General features: G+C 62.2%; 27 protein-coding genes and 1 pseudogene. 16 read left to right on the forward strand and 12 right to left on the reverse strand.

The features are described 5' to 3' along the window. Positions 1-12: 12 nt before the first annotated feature. From C4J84_RS10985 to C4J84_RS11000, 4 genes are all read left to right on the forward strand, one after another. Positions 13-1,332 carry an MFS transporter gene (locus C4J84_RS10985; RefSeq protein ID WP_124435316.1) on the forward strand — a complete coding sequence of 440 codons (1,320 nt, stop codon included), beginning with the start codon at positions 13-15 and terminating at the stop codon, positions 1,330-1,332. 63 nt (positions 1,333-1,395) lie between these two features. Then, positions 1,396-1,950: a histidine phosphatase family protein gene (locus C4J84_RS10990; protein ID WP_124435317.1), complete on the forward strand. Its 555-nt coding sequence runs from the start codon at positions 1,396-1,398 to the stop codon at positions 1,948-1,950. 45 nt (positions 1,951-1,995) lie between these two features. After that, positions 1,996-2,751 (forward strand): precorrin-6A synthase (deacetylating), encoded by a 756-nt coding sequence (cobF, locus tag C4J84_RS10995; protein ID WP_124435318.1) that lies wholly within the window; start codon positions 1,996-1,998, stop codon positions 2,749-2,751. Positions 2,752-2,763: 12 nt separating this feature from the next. After that, on the forward strand, positions 2,764-3,483 hold the full coding sequence (locus C4J84_RS11000) for an alpha/beta hydrolase (protein ID WP_124435319.1): 720 nt from the start codon (positions 2,764-2,766) through the stop codon (positions 3,481-3,483). Between the two features lie 130 nt (positions 3,484-3,613). Here C4J84_RS11000 and C4J84_RS11005 read toward each other — a convergent pair whose 3' ends face one another. Both C4J84_RS11005 and C4J84_RS11010 read right to left on the reverse strand, forming a co-directional pair. Next, entirely contained in the window at positions 3,614-4,168 is a 555-nt protein-coding gene (locus tag C4J84_RS11005) for a hypothetical protein (protein WP_124435320.1), read from the reverse strand. Between the two features lie 72 nt (positions 4,169-4,240). Next, a complete protein-coding gene (locus C4J84_RS11010) occupies positions 4,241-6,049 on the reverse strand; it encodes a monovalent cation:proton antiporter-2 (CPA2) family protein (protein ID WP_124435321.1) in 1,809 nt (602 codons plus the stop codon). 280 nt (positions 6,050-6,329) lie between these two features. Here C4J84_RS11010 and C4J84_RS11015 point away from each other — a divergent pair, with 280 nt between their 5' ends. From C4J84_RS11015 to C4J84_RS11030, 4 genes are all read left to right on the forward strand, one after another. Further along, the gene (locus C4J84_RS11015) at positions 6,330-6,695 is read left to right on the forward strand and encodes a type II toxin-antitoxin system RelE/ParE family toxin (protein WP_124435322.1); all 366 of its coding nucleotides are present in this window, start codon (positions 6,330-6,332) and stop codon (positions 6,693-6,695) included. Beyond that, on the forward strand, positions 6,688-6,993 hold the full coding sequence (locus tag C4J84_RS11020) for an XRE family transcriptional regulator (RefSeq protein WP_124419815.1): 306 nt from the start codon (positions 6,688-6,690) through the stop codon (positions 6,991-6,993). The genes C4J84_RS11015 and C4J84_RS11020 overlap by 8 nt, the downstream gene beginning before the upstream one ends. A gap of 94 nt (positions 6,994-7,087) precedes the next feature. Further along, on the forward strand, positions 7,088-8,644 hold the full coding sequence (locus C4J84_RS11025) for a DUF726 domain-containing protein (RefSeq protein ID WP_124435323.1): 1,557 nt from the start codon (positions 7,088-7,090) through the stop codon (positions 8,642-8,644). Positions 8,645-8,682: 38 nt separating this feature from the next. Next, a complete protein-coding gene (locus C4J84_RS11030) occupies positions 8,683-10,002 on the forward strand; it encodes an Nramp family divalent metal transporter (RefSeq protein WP_124370452.1) in 1,320 nt (439 codons plus the stop codon). 1 nt (position 10,003) lies between these two features. Here the strand turns inward: C4J84_RS11030 and C4J84_RS11035 are convergent. After that, a pseudogene (locus C4J84_RS11035) lies at positions 10,004-10,936 on the reverse strand (LysR family transcriptional regulator). A gap of 115 nt (positions 10,937-11,051) precedes the next feature. On the opposite strand from C4J84_RS11035, the gene C4J84_RS11040 reads away from it, so the two are divergent. The 3 genes from C4J84_RS11040 to C4J84_RS11050 all read left to right on the forward strand — a co-directional run bounded on the left by C4J84_RS11040 (position 11,052) and on the right by C4J84_RS11050 (position 12,266). Next, complete coding sequence (locus C4J84_RS11040) at positions 11,052-11,540, forward strand: DMT family transporter (RefSeq protein WP_124362518.1); 489 nt, start codon at positions 11,052-11,054, stop codon at positions 11,538-11,540. Between the two features lie 4 nt (positions 11,541-11,544). After that, positions 11,545-12,000 carry a DMT family transporter gene (locus tag C4J84_RS11045; RefSeq protein WP_124435324.1) on the forward strand — a complete coding sequence of 152 codons (456 nt, stop codon included), beginning with the start codon at positions 11,545-11,547 and terminating at the stop codon, positions 11,998-12,000. Positions 12,001-12,089: 89 nt separating this feature from the next. After that, positions 12,090-12,266 carry a metallothionein gene (locus C4J84_RS11050; RefSeq protein WP_124362520.1) on the forward strand — a complete coding sequence of 59 codons (177 nt, stop codon included), beginning with the start codon at positions 12,090-12,092 and terminating at the stop codon, positions 12,264-12,266. 110 nt (positions 12,267-12,376) lie between these two features. Here the strand turns inward: C4J84_RS11050 and C4J84_RS11055 are convergent, their stop codons facing one another. From C4J84_RS11055 to C4J84_RS11065, 3 genes are all read right to left on the reverse strand, one after another. Beyond that, entirely contained in the window at positions 12,377-13,405 is a 1,029-nt protein-coding gene (locus C4J84_RS11055) for a purine nucleoside permease (protein WP_124435325.1), read from the reverse strand. Positions 13,406-13,419: 14 nt separating this feature from the next. Then, positions 13,420-14,370, reverse strand: a complete 951-nt coding sequence (locus tag C4J84_RS11060; protein ID WP_124435326.1) for a nucleoside-specific channel-forming protein Tsx — start codon at positions 14,368-14,370, stop codon at positions 13,420-13,422. Between the two features lie 154 nt (positions 14,371-14,524). Beyond that, positions 14,525-15,448 carry an AraC family transcriptional regulator gene (locus tag C4J84_RS11065; protein ID WP_124435327.1) on the reverse strand — a complete coding sequence of 308 codons (924 nt, stop codon included), beginning with the start codon at positions 15,446-15,448 and terminating at the stop codon, positions 14,525-14,527. Between the two features lie 210 nt (positions 15,449-15,658). Between C4J84_RS11065 and C4J84_RS11070 the strand changes: the two genes are divergently transcribed. Both C4J84_RS11070 and C4J84_RS11075 read left to right on the forward strand, forming a co-directional pair. Next, positions 15,659-16,984, forward strand: a complete 1,326-nt coding sequence (locus C4J84_RS11070) for a sugar ABC transporter substrate-binding protein (RefSeq protein ID WP_124435328.1) — start codon at positions 15,659-15,661, stop codon at positions 16,982-16,984. Positions 16,985-17,001: 17 nt separating this feature from the next. Then, positions 17,002-17,775, forward strand: a complete 774-nt coding sequence (locus C4J84_RS11075) for an L-iditol 2-dehydrogenase (RefSeq protein WP_124435329.1) — start codon at positions 17,002-17,004, stop codon at positions 17,773-17,775. A gap of 33 nt (positions 17,776-17,808) precedes the next feature. On the opposite strand, the gene C4J84_RS11080 is transcribed toward C4J84_RS11075, so the two are convergent. Continuing rightward, the gene (locus C4J84_RS11080) at positions 17,809-18,501 is read right to left on the reverse strand and encodes an NUDIX hydrolase (RefSeq protein ID WP_124435330.1); all 693 of its coding nucleotides are present in this window, start codon (positions 18,499-18,501) and stop codon (positions 17,809-17,811) included. Between the two features lie 146 nt (positions 18,502-18,647). Here C4J84_RS11080 and C4J84_RS11085 point away from each other — a divergent pair, with 146 nt between their 5' ends. The 3 genes from C4J84_RS11085 to nadE are packed head-to-tail and all read left to right on the forward strand — an operon-like array spanning position 18,648 to position 21,341. Beyond that, positions 18,648-19,295, forward strand: a complete 648-nt coding sequence (locus C4J84_RS11085) for an isochorismatase family protein (RefSeq protein ID WP_124435331.1) — start codon at positions 18,648-18,650, stop codon at positions 19,293-19,295. Between the two features lie 11 nt (positions 19,296-19,306). After that, positions 19,307-20,524, forward strand: a complete 1,218-nt coding sequence (gene pncB, locus C4J84_RS11090; RefSeq protein ID WP_124435332.1) for a nicotinate phosphoribosyltransferase — start codon at positions 19,307-19,309, stop codon at positions 20,522-20,524. Position 20,525: 1 nt separating this feature from the next. Then, entirely contained in the window at positions 20,526-21,341 is an 816-nt protein-coding gene (gene nadE / locus C4J84_RS11095; protein WP_124419824.1) for an ammonia-dependent NAD(+) synthetase, read from the forward strand. Here nadE and C4J84_RS11100 read toward each other — a convergent pair whose 3' ends face one another. From C4J84_RS11100 to C4J84_RS11120, 5 genes are read right to left on the reverse strand one after another with little or no spacing between them, the layout of a single operon-like run. Beyond that, entirely contained in the window at positions 21,342-22,373 is a 1,032-nt protein-coding gene (locus C4J84_RS11100) for an ABC transporter substrate-binding protein (protein ID WP_124435333.1), read from the reverse strand. A 13-nt stretch (positions 22,374-22,386) separates the two neighbouring features. Continuing rightward, positions 22,387-23,484: an FAD-binding oxidoreductase gene (locus C4J84_RS11105; RefSeq protein WP_124435334.1), complete on the reverse strand. Its 1,098-nt coding sequence runs from the start codon at positions 23,482-23,484 to the stop codon at positions 22,387-22,389. After that, complete coding sequence (locus tag C4J84_RS11110) at positions 23,481-24,824, reverse strand: NAD(P)/FAD-dependent oxidoreductase (RefSeq protein WP_124370464.1); 1,344 nt, start codon at positions 24,822-24,824, stop codon at positions 23,481-23,483. The genes C4J84_RS11105 and C4J84_RS11110 overlap by 4 nt, the downstream gene beginning before the upstream one ends. Then, positions 24,821-25,111, reverse strand: coding sequence for a (2Fe-2S)-binding protein (locus C4J84_RS11115; RefSeq protein ID WP_124362537.1), 291 nt, complete (start codon positions 25,109-25,111; stop codon positions 24,821-24,823). The genes C4J84_RS11110 and C4J84_RS11115 overlap by 4 nt, the downstream gene beginning before the upstream one ends. Continuing rightward, positions 25,111-25,905: an ABC transporter permease gene (locus tag C4J84_RS11120; RefSeq protein ID WP_124370465.1), complete on the reverse strand. Its 795-nt coding sequence runs from the start codon at positions 25,903-25,905 to the stop codon at positions 25,111-25,113. Before C4J84_RS11120 ends, C4J84_RS11115 begins: the two co-directional genes overlap by 1 nt. Positions 25,906-25,908 lie beyond the last annotated feature (3 nt).

Below are 25,908 nucleotides of genomic sequence, written 5' to 3' on the forward strand. Positions count from 1 at the left end.
GAGTCCCCCCCGATGGGCAATCACGCGCAAGACACCGTCCGCAAACGCCGCCGCGCGTTTCTCGGTGCCACCTCCGGCCACTTGATCGAGTGGTACGACTATGGCGTCTACGGCTTTCTTGCCGTGTATATCGGCCAGGCGTTCTTCGTTTCCGACGACCCCACCACCAGCCTGCTGGCCAGTTTTGCCGCGTTCGCCCTGAGCTTCTTCATCCGCCCGTTGGGCGGGCTGTTCTTCGGCCCGCTGGCGGACAAGATCGGCCGGCGTAAAACCCTGATCATGGCGCTGGTGATGATGACCGGCTCCACGGTAATGCTGGGCCTGCTGCCGACCTATGCCACCCTCGGCATCGTCGCCCCGATCCTGTTGATCCTGGTGCGCTGCGTGCAAGGCTTCTCGGCGGGCGGTGAGATCGGCACGGTGACCAGCTTCATTTCCGAATACGCCGGCCCTGGCCGACGCGGCTTTGCCACCTGCTGGCTGATGGTCACCGCGGTGCTCGGCCTGCTGCTGGGCGGCGCTGTGGCCAACGGCATGACCTGGGTGCTGGGCGCCGACGTCATGCAGGAATGGGCCTGGCGCGTGCCGTTCCTGATCGCCGCGCCCCTGGGCTTCATCTCCATGTACATCCGCCTCAAGCTTGAAGACAGCCCTGAGTTCCTGGCCTTGCAACGTGCCGGGCAAACTTCCCGTGCGCCCCTGCGCGAGGTCTGGCAGTGGAAGCGTGCCATCGCCCTGGTGTTCTTCATCATCACCTTGCACAGCTCGATCTTTTACCTGGTGCTGACCTTCGCCTCGACCTACATGGCCAAGATCCTCAAGTTCGACAGCGGCACCACCTTGCTCTATGTGTTCGTCGCCAGTTTTTCGGCGGCCTTCGTCATGCCGTTCGGTGGCGCATTCACCGATAAATACGGGCGCAAGCCGTTCCTGATGGTGGTCGGCACGCTGGCGACCCTGGCGATGTTCTGGCTGTTCAAAATGGCCCCGACGGCAACGCCGACAACGTTCTTTGCGCCGTTGATGGCGGTGGCGATTCTGTTCGGCCTCTATGCTTCGTCCACCTATGCGCTGATGAGCGAACTGCTGCCCACACGCATCCGTTCCACCGGCATCGCCGTGGCGTATAACGTGCCGGTGGCGGTGTTTGGCGGCAGCGCGCCGCTGATCTCCACCTGGCTGATCAAGGTGACCGGCGACATTACCTCGCCCTGGTACTTCTATGTGGCGACCGGAGTGGTGTCGTTGATCGCCTTGGTGCTGCTGCGCAAGGACGACTTCGTGGCCAGCGCCAGCCCGGTGGCGGCGCCTGCGGGGGCTGCGTTGGCCTGAGGCGTTGCATCGGCGCGCTGACTGCGCCAGGCTTGGCAGCCTCATCCCTTCGGAATGAATCGCGTGCAGGCTACCCGTTTGACCCTGATCTGCCATGCGGCCACGCCGTCGCAAAAACAGGCGCGCTTTGCCAATGACGAATCGCTGGTCATGGACTGGCAGGGCGCGGCGCTGTCGTTGGCAGGCCGTTACCCCGAGACGGCGCGCCTGCTCTGCGGGCCGGAGGCGCGAACCCGGCAGACGGCGGGTTTGTTCGGCGAACGGCCGGGCATCGAACCGGCTCTGCGCGACGTCGATCTTGGGCACTGGAAAGGCCAGGCCCTGCGCGCGCTCGACAGCGCTGAGCTGAATGCCTGGCTCACCGACAGCGCCCATGCGCCCCATGGCGGCGAATCGGTGGCGCAACTGTGCACGCGGGTCGGGCAGTGGATGAAGGCCCTGGAAAACCAGCCAGGGCATGTGCTGGCGGTGACCCACCCCTTTGTGATCCGTGCCGCGCTGTTGTACGTCATGCAGTACCCGGCCTCAATGTTCTACCGGATCGACGTAGAACCACTGTCGCGCACCGAACTGCGCTTCAACGCGGTCTGGCGCCTGCGCCTGGAAACTTATGCCTGAGCCCACGATCATGGCAAAATCCATGCCCCGCAATGAGAGCAACCCATGAAACGCATCCTGATCATCGGCATTGGCGCCGGCAACCCTGACTACATCACGATGCAGGCCGTGAAAGCGCTGAACCGCACCGACGTGTTTTTCCTGATGGACAAGGGCCAGAGCAAGGACAAGCTGATCGACCTGCGCCGTGAAATCTGCGAAACCTACATCACCAGGCCCGGCTACCGCTTCGTCGAGGCCGACTGCCCCGAGCGCGTGCGCGGTGATATCGACTACACCACCGCCGTGCGCGACCTCAACCGCGACAAGCAGCAGACCTTCGAGCGCATGATCAACGAGGACATGGCCGACGGCGAAGTGGGGGCGTTCCTGGCCTGGGGTGACCCGGCGTTGTACGACAGTACTATCCGCATTTTGCAGGCGATCCTTGCCGAGGGGCGCTGTGCATTCGAGTTCGAGGTGATCCCCGGTATTACCAGCGTGCAGGCCCTGGCGGCCCAGCATAAGGTGGCGTTGAACCGTATCGGCAAGTCCATTGAAATCACCACCGGGCGCCGCCTGGCGGCGGGGCAGGCGAGTGATGCCGACACCCTGGTGGTGATGCTCGATGCCGAAGACTCCTACCGCAGCGTGGCGGATCAGGAGCTGGATATCTATTGGGGCGCCTACCTGGGCACGCCGGATGAAATCCTGATCAGCGGCAAAGTCGGTGAGGTCGCGCAAGAAATCCAACGAGTGCGCAAGGCCGCGCGGCTCGCCAATGGCTGGATCATGGACACCTATTTGTTGCGCAAACCCTGAGGGATAGATCCCATGTTCAAACTGCTCGCTCTCGCGCTGACCTTGCTCGCCAGTGCCGCCCATGCGGATTCCGACCTGCATACCGACTTGCCGTTGTCGTACCTGGAACAGACCCAGGGCGATGCACGCAACCAACCGCTGGTGATTTTCCTGCATGGCTTTGGCAGCAATGAGGAAGACCTGTTCGGCATCAAGGATGCGCTGCCGTCCACCTGGACCTACCTGTCGGTGCGCGCGCCGATGCCGGTGGAGCCGCATGGCTATCGCTGGTTTACCAAAACCCCCGGCGACGGTGATTACGATGGGGTGACGGCCGACCTGCAAAGCAGCGCCAGGCTGCTCGAAGACTTTATCGGCAAAGCCACCGCCAAGTACCACACCGAGCCTGACCGGGTGTTCCTGGTAGGGTTCAGCCAGGGGGCGATCATGTCCTATGAGGTGGGTTTGCGCAGGCCCGAGCTGGTGCGAGGGATTGCGGCGCTGAGCGGCAGCGTGTTGCCGGTGCTCAAGGCCGAGCTCAAACCGAATGAAGCGTTGGACAAGCTGGCGATCTTTATCGGCCATGGCACCTTGGACCAGGCGCTGCCTTATGCCTCGGGAACGCGGGCCAACGAGGTGCTGGAAGGGATTGGCTTGAAGCCGCAGTTTCACGGGTATCCGGGGATGAACCATACGATCAGCGAGGCGGAAATCCAGGACCTGAAGGCTTGGCTGGAGAAGAGCCTGCGGTAAACACCGTAAAAAATGTGGGAGGGGGCTTGCTCCCGATGGCGGTATTTCAGTCACAGATGTATCGACTGATTCACCGCTATCGGGAGCAAGCCCCCTCCCACATTGGTTTTATGTCGCTTGGGAGATTGGCTTACTTGCCACCGGTAATCTGCTTCACCAGCGCCGCATGCCCCTTCACATCATCCGCCCGCGAAATCGCTTGGATCACCAGCAGGTGATTGCCCGAGCCAGCCAGGAACGTGGAGTTCAGGGTCTTGCCGCCGCCCTGGCTGGCGGTGCTGTCGACCTGGCGCAGGCCAAGGCCCTTGAAGGTCAGTTTTTTCTCGCCGAGTTTCTTGAAGTCGGGCAGGGCGGCGCTCTGGTTCTTGACGAAATCGCTCACGGCGCCATCGAGAAATTTGGCGTCGTTGTCCTGGATTGAAACCCCATCGTTACGTACGGTTTCGGCGACGATCACCACACTTTTCGTGGTTGCGTTGGCGTACAGGGTGCCTTGGGTATCGGCGGTGCCGTCTTCAGCCTTGCCGGAGGGCAGGGCGTCGGCGGTGTAGGCCTTGGGCAGGCTGAAGGTGAACTTGCCGCCCAGGGTGGAGAGGGTTTGCGTGGCCGGTTTGGCGGCGGCGAACACGCTGCTGGCGGTAAGCGCGAGGGCCAGCAGCAGTGCAGTCTTGGTGAAGGTGGCCATGAAGCGCTCCAGAGATGAACGAAATTGCGGCGTATTCTGTCAGAAAATTCGCAATATCGTTCATCTGCAGCCTCATACCTTGTCGGACTCTTCCTGAAGCCGGTCCATCTCAAACAAGCGCGCCAGTTCTGCACGGGCTTCCTGAGCGGTCTGCATGACTTTGGCCGCATCGTCGTACACCGCATGCTGGGCGGCGAGGACTTGCTGGTCGTGGGCCCTGAAGCGGTCGATGCGCGCATCGGCCTGTGCCTGGCTCAGGCCGAGGCCGACCAGGGTACGGCGGCTCATCTCCAGGCTGGAGTAAAAGGTTTCACGCACCGGTGAGGCGTCCAGGTCCACCAGGCGGTGGACATGCTGGCGGTTACGCGCGCGGGCGATGATCTTCATGTGCGGGTAGAGGTTGCGCACCAGTTCGGCGGTCTTGATGTTGATCTGCGGATCATCCATGGCGATCACAAAGAATTCCGCCTGGTCGACCTTGGCCGCGTGGAGGATTTCCGGGCGTTGCGGGTCACCGTAGAACACCGGCATACCGCCAAAACTGCGGGTCAGTTCGATGGTTTCCACCGAGGTGTCGAGGGCGATGAACGAGATGTTTTGTGCGCGCAGGATTCGCGCGACGATCTGGCCCATTCGCCCCATGCCGGCAATCACCACGCGCGGCGCGTCGCCTTCGATAGCGCGGTACTCCTCGGGCACGTCCACCGGCTTGGCCTTGGACTTGAACAGCTTCGGGCACACCAACAGCAGCAGCGGGGTCACGGCCATGGACAGGGTGATGGTCAACACCAGCACATCATAAAGGTGCGGTTCGAACAGGCCCTGGTCGCGGCCGATCTTGAACACCACGAAGGCGAACTCACCTCCCGCCGCCAAAACCACGCCCAGGCGCAGAGCGCTTTCGCGATTGAGTTCGCCCACCATGCGCCCCACGGCGTACAGCAGCGGCAGTTTCAAACCGATCAACAGCAAGGTCAGGCCGATCACCACCAGCGGTGTGCTGAGCAGCAGGCTGAGGTTGGCGCCCATGCCCACGCTGATAAAAAACAGCCCCAGCAGCAGGCCCTTGAACGGTTCGATCTGGGATTCCAGTTCGTGGCGGTATTCCGAGTCCGCCAGCAGCAGCCCGGCGAGGAACGCGCCGAGGGCCATGGACACGCCCACCAGCTCCATCAGCCAGGCGGTGCCGATCACCACCAGCAGCGCGGTGGCGGTGGAGACTTCACGCAGGCCGGTCTTGGCGACGATACGAAACACCGGTCGCAGCAGGTAGCGCCCGCCGATGATCACCACGGCAATACTGCCGAGAATCTGCAAAACGTGCTGCACGCCCTGGGCTTCGGTGGTCGGATGATCGCTGCCGGCCAGCAGCGGCACCATGGCAATCAACGGGATCGCTGCAATGTCCTGGAACAACAGGATCGCGAAGGCCAGGCGCCCATGGGGTTGGTTGAGTTCCTTGCGCTCGGCCAGGCTTTGCAGACCAAACGCGGTGGAGGACAGCGCCAGGCCCAGGCCCAGCACAATCGCGCTGTTCCAGGACTGGCCAAACAGCCACAGCGCTATCACGCCCATCACCAGCCCGGTCAGCAGCACCTGGGCCAGGCCGACACCGAATACCGCCTTGCGCATCACCCATAACCGTTTGGGCGAAAGCTCCAGGCCGATGATAAACAGCAACAGCACCACGCCCAGCTCAGAGAACTGCGCCACGCTTTGCGGATTGCCGATCAGGCCCAGCACCGAGGGGCCGATGATCACCCCGGCGAACAGATAGCCCAGCACCGCGCCCAGTTGCAGACGCTTGGCCAACGGCACGGCCAGCACGGCGGCGAACAGGAACACCACGGCTGCTTGTAACAGGTTGCCTTCATGGGGCATTGCGAACTCCATTGTTTGCTTGAATCAGATGCTGACGCTTTCAAGGGCGAGGGAAAGGGCCCTATTAGAGCGTGTTTTCACATTTTGAAACTTGTATTTTTGATGCACAGGTCAATGAATGTGGCTGTTATCTGGCGGATTTCGGCGGCTGCGGATGTTTGCTTTTCGTGGAAGCTGAAGAATCTACAAACACTTTCTCCCGATGCTCGGCTGGCAGACTCGTCACCTCTGTACCTAAATTCATGCTCTTGAGTTTATATTCCTTGGGTGGCATATTTGCATGGTATGGGACATTGAATACACGGATGAATTCGGCGAGTGGTGGGGCAACTTGGGTGAGAATGAGCAAGCTTCGGTTGCTGCCAGCGTGGATCTGCTGGGCCTGCTCGGCCCGGGGCTTGGTTTTCCCCACAGCAGCGATATCAGAGGCTCTCGCCACGGTAATCTGCGCGAACTGCGTATACAGCATGCAGGTCGTCCATATCGGGTGCTGTATGCCTTTGATCCCCGGCGCTGCGCAGTCCTGCTGATAGGTGGCGATAAAACCGCACAGCATCGTTGGTACGACGTGCACGTACCGGTGGCGGAAAAGCTGTATGACATCCATTTGAAAACATTGCGCAAAGAGGGCCGTACCCATGGCTAAAAAATTCGCTGATCTCAAGGCGCGCATGACCCCCGAGTCGCGTGCCGATGCCGAGCAGCTTTTTCAACAGCATCTGAAAGAGATGCCCCTGCATGAGCTGCGCAAGGCGCAGCAACTGAGCCAGGAAAGCCTGGCCAAGGCGTTGAATATCAATCAGGCGGCGGTCTCGAAAATGGAGCGTCGCACCGATATGTACATCAGCACATTGCGCGACTACATACGTGCGATGGGGGGAGAGCTGGAAATTATCGCGACGTTTCCCGATGGCCAGGTAAAAATCGACAACTTCGCGCGCTGAACCAGTCCGGCGTCGCGATGCTTGTGGTTTTCATCTCGGCTTGATTGGCTCTTTGTTACCATGGCCGCCCCTTGTCACCAGGAGTCACCGGCCCATGCAACAGCAGTGGGATGAAATGCACCGCACCCGCAAGCCTACGTTCGTCCTGTGTGGCGAGCCTCAGGGGGACGTGCTAAATCTCTATGTGCACGGTTATTCGGCGTTTTTCAGCCAGCAGCAGTTGGCCGGCTTCAAGGAACAACTGGCCGGCATTGAAGGCTCGACCAACCTGATGTTGTTCTGGCCGGCGGGGCACTTTCTGGAAAACCTGTTTGCCCCGTTCAAGGAGGTGATCGCCTCGATGCTCGGCGGCGGTGGCCTGGGCGCGGCGACGGTGGGTGTGGGCAAGGCGATCGCCTACTTTCTCGACCATTACAAAAGTGTCGAGGCGCGGGTCGATGAAGTGGCCAGGACCTTGCTGCCCGAGCTGGCGAGCTACCTGCACGCCGAATCGCTCCAGGTGCGGCAGATCAACCTGATCGGCCACTCCCTCGGCGCCCGGATCCTGGTCAAGAGTGTGCTCGCCAACCCTGAAACCGCCCATGAACTGCCATTGAATAATGTGCTGCTGATGGGCGGGGCGATCTGTACGTCGAGCCCTTGGGAAGCGGTGTCGGCACCGCTCAAGGGGCGGCTGATCAATTGCTACTCAAGCAAGGACTGGGCACTGGCGATGAAGCCGGATACCGAGCGTTGCATCGGCCGCTATGCGATTGCGGTAACGCCGGCACTCAAGGCCAAGGTCACCAACGTGCATCTAGCCAGCTTCGACCATGCCGCCTACTGGCCGCAGTTGCGCACGGTGGTGCAGTACACCGACCTGCTGCAGGAGCGCCGTGGCCTGATCCGCGCCGACCTGCGCAGCAGTGAAGCGCGTTTTGCCGAAGAAGATGTCGATCTGTTTCCGATGCTGATGCAGGCGCGGCCGGATGAGCTGAAGTTTCTCGCCGAGCTGATGGCGCAAAAGCGCAGTGCCTCGATTGATGCCAGCGTACGCGAACCGCGCAAGCTCGCCATCGAGTTGCAGCGCATGGGCGGCGACAGTTTCATGAACCTGGCCCGTGGTCATGGCGTGGCCTATCGTCAGATCGCCGAAGCGGTGGCGCAACGCTTGGGCATCAAGTTCGACGAGCCACTGGCCAGCGTGGCCCTGGCGGATATCGAAGCGCAGGTCGCGGAAAAACTCCTCAAGCAGTACCAGGACAACCTCAGCGGTGCCGACCGACAGGCGTTCGACGCCGAACTCAAGGCCGCGATGCAAAAAGAGCAGGGTGTGTTCAAGCGTCTCGACATGGGCCGTACGGCCACTACCGCCTTGAGCGGCACGGCATTGGCGGGGCTCACCGGGTTTATGCTGCGCCGCGGTGCCGCCACGGCGATTCCAGTGGTGGGCCAGGCGTTGGCGGCCGCGATGTTGCTGGTCAGCGGCGTACGGGCGTTTTCCGGCCCGGCGTATTCGATCACTACGTTGGCGGTGTTGGTGGTTGGCGTGATTCGCCAGCGCCTGGAACGTGAGGCGCTGAACCAGGAACTGGACCTGGTGGTGCAAGTGGTTGAGGCATTTGACCTGCCCCGGGAGACGGTGATGCGCACCGTTGCGTCGGACTGCTAAGCTGGCGCCCTGACTTGTGTGTTTGCCTGGGATCCCGCGTGAAATTCAGCCTGCCGAAAATTGCTACCGCCCCTTTCTGCCCGCCGGAAGTGGCCGGCTCCGTTGTCGTTGATCCCAAGGCGTCGTTTTTCAAACGTGCGCTGATGTTCGCCGGCCCCGGCCTGCTGATTTCCATCGGCTACATGGACCCCGGCAACTGGGCGACCGCCATCGAAGCCGGGTCGCGCTACGGCTATAGCCTGTTATTCGTGGTGCTGCTGGCCAGCCTGGCGGGGATGGCGGTGCAGTGCCTGTGCTCGCGGCTGGGTATCGCCACCGGTAAAGACCTGGCGCAACTGTGCCGCGAGCGCTACAGCAAGCGCTCCGCGCGCACTCAATGGGTGTTGGCGGAAATTTCCATCATCGCCACCGACCTCGCCGAAGTGCTCGGCTGCGCCCTGGCATTTCACCTGCTGCTGGGTGTATCGCTGACCACCGGGATCGTCATCACCGCCTTCGACACGCTGTTGATCCTGGCCCTGCAGAACCGCGGTTTCCGCCGGCTGGAAGCGATCATGCTGGCGTTGGTCGCGACCATCGGTGTGTGTTTCTTCATCGAACTGGTGCTGATCAAACCCTACTGGCCGGACGTGCTCAGTGGCTTCACGCCCTCGCTGTCGGCCATCAGCGATGCCGCGCCGCTGTACTTGGCCATCGGCATCCTCGGTGCGACGGTTATGCCGCATAACCTCTACTTGCACTCCTCGATTGTGCAGACGCGCCTGATCGGCAAGGACCTGGCCAGCAAACAGGATGCAGTCAAGCTTGCACGTATCGACACCATTGGCTCCCTGGCCTTGGCCCTGTTGGTCAACGCGGCGATCCTGGTGCTGGCCGCCGCAGCGTTCTACAAGACCGGCCATACCGACGTGGTGGAGATTCAGGACGCCTATCATCTGCTCGACCCGCTGGTGGGCGGTGCGTTCGCCAGCATCCTGTTCGGCATCGCCTTGCTGGCATCGGGCCAGAGTTCGACCTTCACCGGTACGATTGCCGGGCAGGTGATCATGGAAGGTTACTTGAACCTGCGCATCCCCTGCTGGCAGCGCCGCCTGATCACCCGTGGGCTGGCGCTGATCCCGGCGTTCCTCGGCGTGTGGCTGATGGGCGACGACGCCATCGGCAAGCTGCTGATTCTCAGCCAGGTGGTGCTGAGCCTGCAGTTGCCCTTCGCGTTATACCCGCTGATCCGCATGACCGGCGACAAACAACTGATGGGCCCGTTTGTCAACCGGCTGCCGACGCGGTTGCTGGCGTGGTTTTTGTTTGCGGTGATCAGTGGGGCGAATGCGTGGTTGATCGGGCAGTGGCTGTTCTGACTCACCGATCCCAATACGGCACCGTCCCAAAACATTCCACAAAATAATCGATCACCGTGCGCACCTTCAGCGACAGCCTGCGGCTACCCGGCCACAACGCCGCGATCTGCTGGGGCTCCAGGGTGGTCGCCACTTCGTATTCGGTCAGCACCGCTTGCAAGGTGCCGGCGCGCAGGCCTTCACCGATCAGCCAGGAGGGAAACACCACCAGCCCCAGACCCTGCTCGGCGGCGTGGGTCAGGGTGTCAGCGTGGTTGCCGGTGATCGGGCCCTTGACGCTGTAGGCGCTTCAGTCGCCGTGGTCGCGGCGGAAGAACCAGCGCTCCTGGCCTTTTATGCCCTTGTAGGCCAGGCACTGGTGGTTGATCAGTTCATCGGGATGGCGCGGCGTGCCGTGCTGCGCCAGGTAGGCGGGGCTGGCGGCAAGGCGAAAGCGTTGCGGCGCGAAGATCCGCGCCTGCATGCTGGAATCATTGAGCACGCCAATACGAAACAGCAGGTCAGTACCGTCCTGCAGCGGGTCGACGAAGGTATCGGTCTGCTGGATGTCCAGTTGCAGCTTCGGATAGCGGCGGCACAGCTCCCCCAGCCATGGCGCAAGGTGACGCTGGCCGAACACCATGGGCGCATTGATGCGCACCAGTCCGCTGGGTTCGCTGTCTTGTTCCTGCAGGGCCTGGCTCGCGGTTTCCAACTGCTCCAGCATCAGCCGTGCGTGTCGCCCGAGCAGGCGTCCGGCTTCGGTCGGGCTCACGGCACGGGTGTGGCGGTACAGCAACTGCTGGCCGAGGGCGTGTTCCATCAGTTGGATCTGCCGGGAAATGGACGAGGGCGCAAGGCCTTCGCGGCGTGCCACTTCAGAAAAACTGCCGTGGTCCAGCACGGCGACGAACAGGTGCAGCGCCTTGAAACTCAGTTCATTCAAACCCTGCATCATGACTCCAGGCTGTGCGTTCTGCGCAAAGGTGTTGTCTGCATGCTGCCATTTATCGCACAGCCAAGCCACTGGATAATGCACGCCTGTTTTCTTCTTCAAGCACAGGTGATGTATGCAGGCACATTCTATCGAGGGTACGGCGCAGTCCCGGCCAAAGCGAAACGTTCTCCGGCTGCTGTTATTGCCGTTGGTTATCCTCGCGGGCATGGGGCTGTCGGTCGAGGCCGGTTTGCTGGGGCCATTGGGTGTGCAGGTCGGGCATTTATGGGCGACGTTGAGCATCTTTGGCGTCGGCTCGGCGATCCTGTTCTTGCTGTTGCTGTTCAGCGGCCCACAAAAGGGCCCGGCCTTCACGCAACTGCCGCGCTGGCAGTTGATCGGCGGTTTCCTGGGGCCGATGTACGTGGTGGTGCTGACCCTGGCCACGCCCCATATCGGTGTGGCAATGACGATGATTGCGATCCTGTCCGGGCAGGTGGGCAAGAGTGTACTGATCGACCATTTCGGCTGGTTCGGCACGGCGCGCAAGCGGGTCAATGTGGAGCGCTGGATAGCCCTGGCGTTGATTGTGGCGGCACTTGTTCTGATTGCACGAGGGTAAGGTGATGAATCTGTTTGTGTTGTTGGTAGTGGTGGTCGCCGCAGGTGCGGTATTGAGCGTGCAGGCGGCCATCAACGGTCGCCTGGGGCAGACCGTTGGGGTATTGCGCAGCAGCCTGCTGACCTTTGCGGTCGGTGCGCTAACCACCTCGCTGTTGATATTTTTCTTCGAGCCCGCCCAGGCTGTCAGTTTGTTGGACGTGCCGAAGTGGCAGCTGACCGGCGCCTTGTTCGGTGTGGTTTACATGATGGTAATGGTCGGCGCGGTGCCGGTGGTCGGTACGGCGGTTGCCACGGTGGCAGTGATCGTGGGGCAATTGGGCATGGGCATGCTGATCGACAATTTCGGCTGGCTGGGCAACCCGGCGATCGAACTGTCCGGCAGCCGGATCGTCGCGATGCTGTGCCTGGCTCTGGCGCTGGTGTTCATGTATCGCAGCAATACGCGCCAGGCCGACTGACGGCGCTGAACCTTGGCGTCGCGCCTTGGGTCACTGTTTCAGGTGTGGCGTTCGCTGCACCGCGACGACCATGAAGAAGGAGTCTGACCATGCCGGATCAAACCTGTGCTTGCCCACACTGCAAATGCGTACTGGGCATCGACGCGGTCATGAAGGACGGGAAGGGCTATTGCTGCCAGGGCTGCGCCGAGCATCATGCGCACGGTGAACCCTGCGCTGCGGCGACGGGCTGCGAATGCGCCAAAGCGGCTGCCAACGCGAACTGAACCGTCCAATGTGGGAGGGGGTTTGCCTCCGATAGCGGAGTGTCAGTCACTGAATCTGTGGCTGAAACACCGCAATCGGGGGCAAGCCCCCTCCCACATTTTGCTCTGCATCAGGCTTCTGGAACGCCTTTTTCCCAGGCTGACCAGTTGTTCAGGATCGCCTGTACCAGCGGATTGCCCGTGCGGTACAGGTTCTCCAATGCCGGTACGAAACCGCCTTGATCGGCGTACTTGAGCAGATTGTCCACTTCGCTGTAGCCCGGATACGGGCGGTCGAAGTCGGAGCCTGCACGCACCACGGCCAGGCGCTGGATATCCACCAAGCCTTCACGGCTGGCGCGCAGCAGCGCTTCGTAAGTGGAGTTGTCTTCCTGCTGGGTGGTGCAGTATTCGCCCTTGTTGTCCGTGAGCAGTTTGGTCCACACCTCGGCGCGCTCGCTCAGGCGGGTACCGGAGAACCAGGTGTTGCCGGCCAGGGTGTCGCAGCGGGTGACTTGCGGCGGCTGATTGGCCGGGGCGGCGGGGTAGTGTTTGCGCCAGGCGGCGGATTCCTTGCTTTCCGTCAGCTGCACCTTGTGCGACAAGGCAAATGCCTTGGCTTGCAGCTTGGGGTTGAGCTCGAACACTTCAGTCTTGTAGTCCAGCGGCGGTTTTTCATTGGGCCCCTTGGTGTTGATGCCGATATAACCGGTCGGCCACTCCTTGGGTGCATCCCGTGAATCCAACTCCCATTGGGTACCGAATTCCACCAGGTAATGCGCCCAGGCGGCGGTACCGATGGTGCCGTGCTTGGGGCTGATACCGGCAATCCCGGCGATCAGGAAATAACTCTGGCGCAGGTCGAACTTGGGCGACAAGGCCAGGGCCAGGGTCGATGCGGCGGCGTTGGTCTGGCCCATGCCAGTGACCAGCAGGCACACGTCCTGGGTGTTGCAGCGAATCACCGGGTATTCGGCGGGCAGGCCCGGCACGCGCACTTGCTGCTTGAGTTCCAGGCGGTCGATCCAGGTTTGCGCCTCGGGGGCGAACATGGTGATCAGCATGACCTTGGGTTTGATCGGCGCGGCGTTGTCTGCCAGCACCAGGTGGGGCAGCAGGGCAAGGCCCATGGCCAGCGAGAGGCGGGTAAAGGTATTCATCTGCAGCTCCTTGATCAGAATTGGTAGCCCACGCCGGCGTAGTAACCCCAGCCGTCGGAGCGGGCGCGGAAGTTGCCTTCACCGAAATTCAACTCGCTGCCATCCTCCCAGTTGCCGCCGTTATGAAAGTAACGGCCGACCAGGGTAAAGCGCAGGTGGGTGAACGAGTACAGCAACACGTTGGTGGCCACCAGGGAATTGGCGGTGCGCGCCGGGTTGTCCTTGTGCAGGTCCGAGCCGAAATCATAGTTGGTGAAGCCGATGTAGGTCAGCGAGGCGCCATTGTCGAATTTGCCGATGGGCACGATGTATTTCATCTGTGCGCGGTAGCCGTCCCAGGAATATTCATTGCTGGCGCCGTAGTTTTCCCACTGGTAACGCCCGTAGAAGTTCGCCGACAGGTTGACCCGCGAGTGGGTGTCGATATCGGTGCCAAGGCCGCTGTACAGGGTGTTGGCGCGGTTGGCTTTATTGCTGCCGTGGTCGTAGATCCAGTCGAACGCCACATACCATTCCTTGAACGGTCCGATCGCCAGGCTGCGGCCGGCGAGGTAGTCGATGGAGATTCGCGGCTCATGCTCCATGAACACGGGCGAGCCATGGTCCCACGCACCTTTGTCATTGCTGTTGCCGATGCCGAGGATCTTCGGCACATCGATGTAGCCGTACAGCTCGAACGGCCCCTTGCGGCCGAAATACTCGTACTCCAGGTAGACGTCATCCTGCGGTTTTGGGCCGAAGCTGATGTCCTTGCTGCCGATCAGCGTCAGGTCCTGGTTGAACCACTCCGACAGGTAGGCGCCTTTTTTTGCCGGCGGGTTGGCCTCGGGGCTGAGGGTTTCGCCCTGTGCTGAGTCATCCGCGGGTTTGTCCTGCGCCAAAATGGGTGTACTGAGTACTCCCGTAACGGAGGCCAGTAGCAAGGAAACACCAAAGCAAGCGCGAGGCGTTGAGGTGGGGTGCATTGAAAATCCCTATTCGTACGCGGTTTGAACCCGATTGCTCGGGTGGAGTGAACCTGGTGGCCAAGTTCGTTCCGCAAACGTTTGCATAGGCTGTACCAACTTTGCTCAATCGTCTGAAAGGCCTGCAAAAAAGCCTGATTAGTCGTCTTTATGGTCAGAAATGACTGGGTGTCATTTTTTCCAGATGATTGCCGGTCTCGCGCCGATACTCACTCGGTGTCTGGTTCATCTCGATGCGAAAGTGCCGGTTGAAATTGGACAGGTTCGCGTAGCCGACTTCGAAGCAAATATCCGCCACCGACATATCGCTTTGCAGCAATAACCGGCAGGCGCGCTGCACGCGGAATTTGCGCATCAGCTCGATAAAGCCATGGCCGGTCGTGCGTTTGAAGAAACGCGAGAAACCCGGTTCGCTCATGTCCAGTTGCCGGGCGATGTCTGACACGCGCACCTCGCCGCCGAGTTCACGCATCAGGTAGGCGAAGGCCTTGTTGATGCGTTCGGCGCTGCGCGGGTCCAGGGTCGGCGCGTAGCGCGGGCTGGCCAGCACCTTGAACTGGCGGGGCGGGGCGTTCTTGAGGGTGTTGAGCAGTTGCAGGAACAGGATCAGCCGTTGCAGGCCCTGGGCGCTGCCGATGCCTTCCATCAATCGCGCCGCGTGCACCGCTGTTTCGCCGGTGAACTCAAGGCCGCGTCGCGCGTGTTCGAACAGCGGCTGCAGATCGCCGAGTTCCGGCAGGGCCTTGCGCAAGGCGAGGAGGGCGGCGCCGTCGAATTGCAGCACCACGTCGCGACCGCTGAGGCACTCGCCGGGTGCCAGGTCGCCAATCCAGTCGTGGGGCAGGTCCGGGCCGATCAAGGCGACATGCCCGGCACTGAATGCACCGATATAGTCGCCCGCCATCAACTTGCCGCTGCCGTGGCGAATCAGGTGGATTTCGAACTCAGGGTGATGGTTCCAGCGCGCCAGCTCCATCGGGTAGTCGTGTTCGAACCAGCGAAAGCAGTGCTCCGGTTCGGGCAGGATCACTTCCAGTTCGGCGGGACGGTGCTCGAACAGTGGGGCGCGGATGGGCATGCGGCTGCCTCTTGTGCGTTGGATACCCGCCAAAATACCCGCCTCGGCAGGCCTGGCGCTACCCCCGGCGTCGCCCCACACTGATACTTTTTTGCGCCTGGGACACCGGTTAAAAAAGTATCGGTCGGGCATCCTCCACGGGTTTGTGAGAAACCGGCCCAAGCTGCTGTAATCGGCGCTCAATAACAAAAACAACCGGTGGACACCGCCATGCTATCAACCCGCAAAGCCACGCTTGCCCAAACGCTGTTGCTGCTCTCCGGCCTGGCCATGAGCCTGCCCAGCCAGGCCGCCGACACCCTGACCATCGCCACGGTCAACAACAGCGACATGATCCGCATGCAGCGCCTGTCCAAGGTGTTCCAGGCGCGACATCCGGACATCCAGCTGAATTGGGTGGTGCTCGAAGAAAACGTGCTGCGCCAGCGCCTCACCACCGATATCGCCACCCAGGGCGGGCAGTTCGACGTGCTGACCATCGGCACCTATGAAACCCCGCTATGGGGCGCCAAACACTGGCTGGAGCCACTGACCGACCTGCCGGCCGACTACGATGTCGAGGACATCTTCCCCTCGGTGCGCCAGGGCCTGTCGGTGAATGGCACGCTCTACGCCTTGCCGTTCTACGGCGAAAGCACCGTGACCTATTACCGCACCGACCTGTTCAAGCAAGCCGGCCTGAGCATGCCCGCGAATCCAACCTGGACCCAGCTCGGCGAATTCGCCGCCAAGCTGACGGTGAGGGACAAAGATCAATATGGCCTGTGCCTGCGCGGCAAAGCGGGTTGGGGCGAGAACGTTGCGTTGCTGAGCACCATGGCCAATGCGTTCGGCGCGCGCTGGTTCGATGAGCAATGGCAGCCCGAACTGACCAGTCCCGAGTGGACGGCTGCGGCCAATTTCTACGTCAACAGCCTCAAGCAATACGGCCCGCCGGGCGTGTCGAGCAATGGCTTCAACGAAACCCTGGCGTTGTTCAACAGCGGCAAGTGTGCGATCTGGGTCGATGCCAGCGTCGCCGGCTCGTTCACCACCGACACCGGCCAAAGCAAAGTCGCCGATCGCGTAGGCTTCGCTGCGGCGCCCACTGAGGTCACCGATAAGGGCTCTTCCTGGCTCTACGCCTGGTCGCTGGCCATCCCGGCCACCTCCAAGCACAAAGACGCTGCCAAAGCCTTTATCCGTTGGGCGACGTCCAAGGATTACATCCAGCTGGTCGCTGAAAAAGAAGGCATCACCAACGTACCGCCAGGCACGCGGCAATCGACCTACAGCGAGGCGTACCTGAACGCGGCGCCGTTTGCCCAGGTCACGCTGCAGATGATGAAGCACGCCGACCCGGCGCACCCCTCGGCCAAACCGGTGCCGTACGTGGGCATCCAGTACGTGACGATTCCCGAATTCCAGGCCATCGGCACTTCCGTCGGCAAACTGTTTTCGGCAGCGCTCACCGGCGGCATGACGGTCGATCAGGCCCTGCAGCAGGCGCAGTCCACCACTGAGCGCGAGATGAAGCGTGCCGGTTATCCGAAGTAATTCCACAGGACACCTCGATGAAACGACTTGAAGGTAAGAGCGCGCTGATCACCGGATCGGCGCGGGGCATTGGCCGCGCGTTTGCCCAGGCCTATATCCAGGAAGGCGCCACCGTCGCCATTGCCGATATCAACCTGCAGCGCGCCGAGCAGACGGCGGCCGAATTGGGGCCCCGGGCGTATGCGGTGGCGATGGACGTCACCGACCAGGCCTCCATCGACGCGGCCATGGCCGCCGTGGTCGCCCATGCCGGCAAGCTGGATATCCTGGTGAATAACGCGGCATTGTTCGACCTGGCCCCCATCCTCGACATCACCCGTGAGAGCTATGAGCGGCTGTTTTCGATCAACGTCGCCGGTACGCTGTTTACCCTGCAGGCCGCCGCGCGGCAGATGATTCGCCAGGGCCACGGCGGCAAGATCATCAACATGGCCAGCCAGGCGGGACGGCGCGGCGAGGCGCTGGTGGCGGTGTATTGCGCAACCAAGGCGGCAGTGATCAGTCTGACGCAATCGGCAGGGTTGAATCTGATCAAGCAGGGCATCAACGTCAATGCCATCGCCCCGGGTGTGGTGGACGGTGAGCACTGGGATGGGGTGGATGCGCTGTTCGCCAGGCATGAGGGCCTGGCGCCGGGCGAGAAGAAAAAGCGGGTAGGCGACGAAGTGCCTTATGGGCGGATGGGCACGGCGCAAGACCTGACCGGCATGGCGATCTTCCTGGCTTCGAAGGAGGCTGACTATGTGGTCGCACAGACCTACAACGTCGATGGTGGCAATTGGATGAGCTAGAGCCATCGGTCACCCGTGGATCTCCATGTCCGGTCACTCGGCAAAACTGCGGTCGAAGAAGTAAATCTCTCCTGGCTTCAACATCTCCAGCGTCGCCTGTGGCCTGCCGCCTTCACCCTGCTTCTTGCGCCCCGTCTCACGCAAATATCCCGCTTGCGTCAGCTTCAACAAGCGCTGGCGCACGCTGGTCTTGAGCACCGGCCGCGCCAGTACCAGGGAAAAGATCGCGGTCGCTTGCGGCGCACTGAACTCCTTGCCCAGAAACATCAGCGGCAAGCTGCTGTACAGCGCTTTGGACAACAGCCGTTCCTGCACCGCCGCGACGATCAGGTTGTGATCGAAGGGCAGCTTGATGCTGCCGTCCGCCACCGCGTTGAGGGAAAACCAGGCCTGATGTTCACTCAGCGTCACCTCGTCCGCCACAATCGCCAGGTAGTAAGTGGACGACGACCAGCAGCGCGGGTCGCGAAACGCATCGCCCACCGTGCCAACCTGCTCGCTCCAGGCCAGCTCAAGGCCGACTTTGTCACTGGCGCGCAACCGTTCCACGGCATCCTTGAGGCTCAGATCCTGCACGCCGCCATTGACCACCACGCCCGGCAGCGCCCAATGCCCGGCGAAGGGCTCGGCGTCACGTTTGTTCAGCAGCAGTTTGAGGTCGCCCGAGGCGCGGCAGTAAAACACTGCGCACAGGTCGACGGTGTGGAGGTAGGCGCTAAGTGGCATGTGAAGTCCTTCTGAACGGCAGTGAGGCACAGTCTAACGGATCGAACCGCTATGTCATGTACTTGCTGAAGTACCGGTAAATAAATGTTTCTTGCAATGAAGGTACATGACATGTACTTTTGTTTCCAGGCCACCGGAGAATCACCATGACCCTCGCCAAAACTGCCATCGCTTCATTCGATGTCGACGCCCAGAAGAGTTTCACGCCGCTGTGTCCCGACGAGTTGCCCGTCGTCGGCGGAGATCTGATCGGCGCCGAGCTCAACTACATGGCCAGCCTTGCCGGGCATCGCATCGGCAGCAAGGACGCCCACACCCCACACGCGCCTTGGGTGGTCGCGCAGCACAGCCAGATGCTGCAACCCACGGGCCTCGTTCACGCCGATGTCACCTGGGTCAGCCACTGCGTACCCGGTACCGAGGGCTTCACCTTGCTGGATGAGTTGCCCACCCCGTATGACTACGACTACTTCATCTGGAAGGGTGTCGAACCCGACCTGCACCCTTACGGCGCGTGCTACCACGACCTGCACGACAAGTTGTCGACGGGCGTCATCGAATACCTCAAGGCCCAGGGTGTCGTGCGCGTCATCGTTGGTGGCCTGGCCCTGGACTACTGCGTCAAGACCACCGCCTTGCAACTGCTCAAGGCCGGGCTGCAAGTGGTGCTGCACCTGCCGGCGTGTCGGAGCATCACTAAGGCGGGCGGGGTTCAGGCCGTCAATGCGTTGCTCGAGGCCGGCGCTGTCATCAGCAGTACCCGCGAAGAACTGGCCGCGATGGCCACGCGTTAAGGAGACCCACCATGGAAAGCGCGTATGACGATAAATCCCCGGTCATCCAGGGCTTGCTCGACACCGATTACTACACCTTCACCATGATGCAGGCGGTGCTGCACCAGCATCCCAACGTAGACGTGGAATACAACTTCATCGTCCGTTCCAGGGAAAAACTGGGCCACCTGATCCCGGCGTTGCGAACCGAGCTGGAAAAGCTTGCCGGCCTGCAGATGCGCGAAGGCGAGCTGCGCTTCCTGTTCAACCCGCGTTTTCGCGAATACCTCACGCCGGATTACGAGCGCTTCCTCGGCCTGTTTCGCTTCGACCTGCGCTATATCCACGTCAGTGAAGTAGACGGCCAACTGAACATCCGCGTGATCGGCCCGATGCTGCATTGCATCATGTTCGAGCAACCGGTCCTGGCGCTGGTCAGCGAACTGCGCAACCGCGACAAATACCCTGATGTGACCCTCGAAGACGTCACCCGCAAGCTGTATCAGAAGTTCGACTGGCTGGAGAAGAACCTCAGCCGCGAAGAACTTGCCGACCTGCGCGTCTCCGACTTCTCCACCCGTCGGCGCCTGTCATTCAAGGCCCAGCGCGAAGTAGTCGACATCATGCGCCGCGACTTTCCCGGCCAGTTTCTTGGCACCAGCAATGCGCACCTGGCCTACGAATTCAACTTGCCACTGATTGGCACCATGGCCCACCAATGGCTGATGGTGCATCAGCAACTGGGCCGTCTGCGCGAAAGCCAGAACGCCGCCCTGGAGAACTGGGTGCGCGAGTACCGTGGCCGTCTCGGTATGGCCCTGACCGACTGCATCAGCACCGATTTCTTCCTCAAGGATTTCGACCTGTACTTCGCCAAGCTCTACGACGGCCTGCGCCAGGACTCGGGTGACCCCATCGCCTGGGCCGACAAAGTCCTGGCCAGATATAAGGAACTCGGCATCGACCCCATGACCAAAGACCTTATGTTCTCCGATGGTCTGAATTTCGAAAAATGCCTGCCGATCCTGCGGCACATCCGTGGCAAGGCGCGGTTCGGGTTCGGCATGGGCACCAGCCTGGCCTGTGATGTGGACGGCGTCGAGCCGCTGAGTATCGTGATGAAGCTGGTGCGGGTACACGGTGAGCCGGTGGTGAAATTCTCCGATGACCCGGTCAAGAACGTCTGCGAAGACCCGTCGTTTTTGCAGTACGCAGCACAAGTATTCAACATTGGTAGCGTGGAGGAATGACATGCAGACTCAAGAACGGATCGCACGTGAACTGAACGTCAACCGCTCGCTGGGCAAAGGTGGCGAGCCCGAGGAGATTCAACGGCGTATCGACTTCATCAAGACCACCTTGCGCGATTCAGGCTGCAAGGCGCTGGTGCTGGGCATCAGCGGCGGTGTCGACTCACTGGTCGCCGGCCGCCTGTGCCAGCTGGCGGCGCAGCAACTGCGCGAAGAAGACTACGCCGCGCGCTTTATCGCCATGCGTCTGCCCTATAAGACCCAGGGCGACGAACACGATGCCCAGGCTTCCCTGGACTTTATCCTGCCGGACCATATCGACACCCTCGACATCGCGGCCAGTGTCGACGGCCTGATGGCCAGCCTGGCCGCCGCCGAAGCCAGCGCCGCCCAACTCGATTTCATCAAGGGCAACGTCAAGGCCCGTGCGCGCATGATCGCGCAATACGCGGTCGCCAACCTGCACAATGGCCTGGTGGTCGGCACCGACCAGGCGGCCGAAGCGCTGATGGGCTTTTTCACCAAGTTCGGCGACGGCGCCTGCGACCTGGCGCCGCTGTCCGGCCTGACCAAAACCCAGGTGCGCCTGCTGGCCACGGCCCTCGGCGCTCCAACGAACCTGGCGTACAAGCCGCCCACCGCAGACCTTGAAGAATTGGCACCGGGGAAACTGGATGAGGACGCCTACGGCTGTTCGTATGAAGAAATCGATGCGTACCTGATGGGCGAGCCGGTGAGTGAGCGGGTGAGGGGGTTAGTCGAGGCGGCGTACAGCAAGACAGCGCACAAACGTGCGCTGCCTTTCGTGCCGTTGTGATCAACGCTCGATTGATCGACTCCACCGCGCGTTCCACTCCGGACGTGCCTGGTTGACCTGGTCCCAATCGATCGAAATCGCCGTCTGCAGGTAACCCTGCATCGCCTCGACCCGTGCGCGGGTCTTGTCGGTGGTCGGCGTGGTCGGGTTTGACGGGATCTGGTCACCGTCTTCCAGCGCTGGCGCCTGGGCTTGGGCGCTGAGCAGGAACGCCGCGAGCTTCTGCGCCAGTTCCGGCTGGTCATTGCGTGCGATCACGCATTCGGCCACGTTCAGCACGACTGCGCCTTCCTTGGGTTGCGCATACTCCATGGGCACGCCGAGCAGTTTCTGGGTGGCGACCTGGGTCGGCGTCAGGGGGAAGATCGCCGCTTCGTCGGTTTGCACCATCTCGGAGATTTTTGCCGAGCTGGCGATGTATTCCAGCACGTTGGGGCCGACGGTCTTCGGCCACGCCTTGAAGCCTGGCTCCACGTCGGCCTCGTTGCCGCCCTGGATACGGTTGAACATCAGGAAACCGTGCAAGCCGAAGGTGGAGGAGGCCAGGGACTGGAACACCACTTTTTCCTTGAAGCGCGGGTCGGCCAGGTCCATCCAGGAGGTGGGCGCGGCCCAGCCGTTTTCCTTGAACATTTTGGCGTTGTAGCCAAGGCCCGTGACGCCGAGGGTCACGGCCACGGCCTGGTCCTTGATTTTTGCCTTGGCCGGGATCTGTTCCAGGGTCGGGCTGGGCGCCAGTTTGTCGCACAGGCCCATGGAGATGGCGCGGTACATGATGCCGTCGTCGAGGAACATCACATGCATCTGCGGGTTGTCTTTGTTGGCCTGCACCTTGGCAAGAATGTCCGACGAGGTGCCCGGCACGATCACCACCTTGACGTTGTTGGCCTTCTCGAAGGCGGGCAGCACTTTATCGGCGTAGACCCGCTCCATGGTGCCGCCGTTCATGCCCAGGTACAGCGTGGGCGCGGCATGGGCGTTGGAGGCGAGCAAGGCGAGGGACAAGCAGGACAGCGCGGTACGTGGGTTCATGGGGTTTTTCCTCTCAGGCTTGGAAACGACGGATGGAAAACGCTTCAATGGGCTGGCGGCTGGCACCCGTGCAGACAATCTCTGCCAGGGCTTCACCGACCGCAGGGCCGAGCTGGAACCCGGCGCCGGCAAAACCGAAACCGTGGAGCAGGCCGGGTTGGGTGCTGCTGGGGCCGATCACCGGTTCATGATCGGGTAGATAACCTTCAGTGCCGCTCCAGGTACGGATGGCCTGGGCCCCGCGCAGGAATGGGTACAGCTCACCCGCATTGCGCAGGATCTCCAGCACCGCCGCGTGGCCGGGCCGGGCCTGCTGCGGGCCAAGGGCGAAGCCGCGACCACCGCCGAGGATGCAGTTGCCGCGCGCCACTTGCCGCGCATAGATGCCGCCGCCTTCAACGCCGGTGCTCACGTTCATCACCCTCGGCAACGGCTCGGTCACTAACATCGCCGGGTGTGCCGAGATCATCGGCACCGGTTCGCCAAATTGCGCGGCGACGCTGCCGGCCCACGCACCGGCACAGTTGAGCAACCATGGCGCCTGCAGGTGCAGGCCATTGGCGCAATGCACCTGGAAGCGCTGGCCGTCATGGTCGATTTGGTTCACTTCTGCCTGCTCATAAACCCAGGCGCCACTGCGCTGCGCCGCTCGGGCGAAGGCCGGCGATACCAGGCGCGGATTGGCGTGGCCGTCGTCGGGGCAGAGCGAGGCGCCCACTGCGATGTCGCCCACCCACGGGAAGCGCTCGCGCAACTGGGTGTAATCGAGCAATTGCAGGTTCAGGCCAAAGCCACGGGTGTGCGCGGCATAGGCTTCAAGCGCGGCAAAATCCCCATGACTGCGCGCCAGTTTCAGATGCCCGGAGCGCACGTACTCGCCGTCGATGCCGATCAATCCAGGCAGGTCGGCCCACAACTGATGGGCGCGCTGTGACAGCGGTAACTGATGCAAGGGCCGCCCTTGACGCCGCACGCCGCCGTAATTCACGCCGCTGGAATGCGAGCCGCAAAAGTCGCGCTCGACCAGCGCCACCCGCTGACCCTGGCGCGCAAGCATCAAGGCCGCTGACGCGCCAACAATCCCGCCGCCCAACACAATAACGTCGATCACGGCTGCACCTGCACGCCGAACGGCAGCGGCTTGACCGGCGCCTGGGCACGCAGGCGTCCGACCTGATCAATGCTCCGCCCGCTGCGCTCGGCGACAATCTCCGCCGCCGCCAGCCCGCACATGCGCCCCTGGCAGCGGCCCATGCCGACGCGGCAATGGGCCTTGACCCGGTTGATCTCCCAGTGGCCTTCATCCACCACCGCGCGCACCTCGCCCACACTGACTTCTTCGCAGCGGCACAGGGTCAACGCATCCGGGGCCTGCGCGGCCCATTGTTCAGGGAAGGGAAACGCGGTTTCCAGGCCCTGGCGAAAGCGCTGGATGCGCGCCAGCTGCTGTTCCAACTGGGTGATGCGACGCTGATCGACCCCCTTGCCGATATCTTCCAGTACGGCCAGCGCTGCACGCTCACCGGCCAATTGCGCCGCATCGGCGCCCATGATGCCGGCACCGTCGCCCGCCAGGTAAACCTGCGCCACGCTGCTGCGCCCGGCGCTGTCGCGGCGCGGCAACCAGGCCCGGTTCAGGCGGTTCCAGGCAAACGCGCAACCGAGCAGGTCTGCCAGTTGCGTCTCACTGCGCAGCGCGTGCGCGAAGGCCACGGCGTCGCACGCCAGGCGCTGTTCGCCCCAACGAATACCGTTGACCCGCTGTTCGCCGTCAATCTGTCGCAGGGTTGCGCCCTGATGCACGGCAACCCCGTGGGCGGTCAGCCAGGCGCGGTAGTACACGCCCTTGGCCAGGGTCAGCGGCTGCACGAGCAGGGCCGGCAGCGCACGGCATTGGGCGCTTAACGGCGCGCTGTCGAGTACCGCCACGACCTGGGCGCCGGCCTTGGCATATTGGTACGCCACTAAATACAGCAAGGGCCCCGAACCACAGAACGCGACGCGCTCGCCGATGGCGCAGCCCTGATATTTCAACGCAATCTGTGCGGCGCCCAGGCTGTAGACGCCGGGCAAGGTCCAGCCTGGCACCGGCAGGATACGGTCGGTGGCCCCGGTGGCGACGATGACCCGCGAGTACTCGACGCGCTCGGCACGGCCCTCTGTGAGCGTGTCCAGGCAGGCGTCTTCGGCATTCCACACCAGGGTGTCGGGGCGGTAGTCGATCAGCGGCGCCAGCTCGTCCAAGGTGCGATGCACGGCCTGGGCCTTACCCGCTTCGAAGCCGTAAAGCTGCTTGGCCGAGCGCTGGAAATTCATCGGTTGGCGCCGATAGACCTGCCCGCCGCCGCGCAGGCTTTCATCGATCAGGCACGGCTTGATGCCATGGTCGAGTAAGGTTCGCGCCGCCGTGATGCCGGCAGGGCCTGCGCCCACAATCACAATCGGTTTCATGCGTGGCGCCCCGGTTCACGGCTGATCGCCTGGCCCTCTTCCAGTAACGTCGAACAGGCGCGTACGCGGCGCCCGTCTGCAAGGCGCACCCAGCAGTCCTGGCAGGCGCCCATCAGGCAGAAACCGGCACGGCGCTCCGCGCTGAAATCGCTGCCGCGCAGGTGCTCGGCGCAGGTCAGAATGGCCGTCAGCAGGGTGTCGCCGAGCAGGCCTGCGGCCGGTTGGCCGTCCAGGGTGAACGCCAGGGCAGGGCGCTGGGTTTCAGTGAGTCGCTTGAACAGGGCCATCAGTGTTTCCCCACCAGCACGCGGTCCAGGCCGTACACCCGGTCGAGCAGAATCATGGTTGCCGCCGTCAGCGCGATCACCAGCGCCGAGACCGCCGCCATCATCGGGTCGATGGACTCGGTGGCGTACACGTACATGCGCACCGGCAGGGTTTGCGTGGCAGGTGAGCTGACGAATATCGACAGGGTCACTTCATCGAAACTGTTGATGAACGCCAACAGCCAGCCACCGGCCACGCCCGGCAGAATCATCGGCAGCGTGATCTGGCGAAACAGCGTAAAGCGGCCGGCACCGAGGGATTCGGCGGCCTGTTCGGCACTGCGGTCGATACCGATGGCGGCCGCCAATACCAGGCGCAGCACATAGGGCGTGATGATCACCACATGGGCGAGCATCAGCCAGGTGAAGCTGCCATTCACGCCCATCAGCGCAAACAGGCGCAACAGGGCAACGCCCAGGACCAGGTGCGGGATGATGATCGGCGACAGAAACAGCGCACTGAAAAAATCCCGTCCTGGAAACGCATAACGGCTGATCGCCAACGCTGCCGGCACCGCAATCAGCGTGGCCAGGGTCGCGGCGGTAAACGCCAGGACCAGGCTGTTATAGAACGCCTGGATAAAGTCGGCGCGCTCGAACACTGCGCGAAACCAGCGCAGGGAGAAGCCCGACGTGGGCAGGCTCAAGGTGTTTTCCGGGGTGAAGGCCACCAGGCACACCACCACCAGCGGCGCCAGCATGAACACCACCACCAGGGCGTGGAAACCGAGGGCCAAAGGACCGTTTCTAGACATGTG

Origin of the sequence: Pseudomonas sp. R11-23-07, from assembly GCF_003852295.1 — a bacterium.
Classification (GTDB): domain Bacteria; phylum Pseudomonadota; class Gammaproteobacteria; order Pseudomonadales; family Pseudomonadaceae; genus Aquipseudomonas.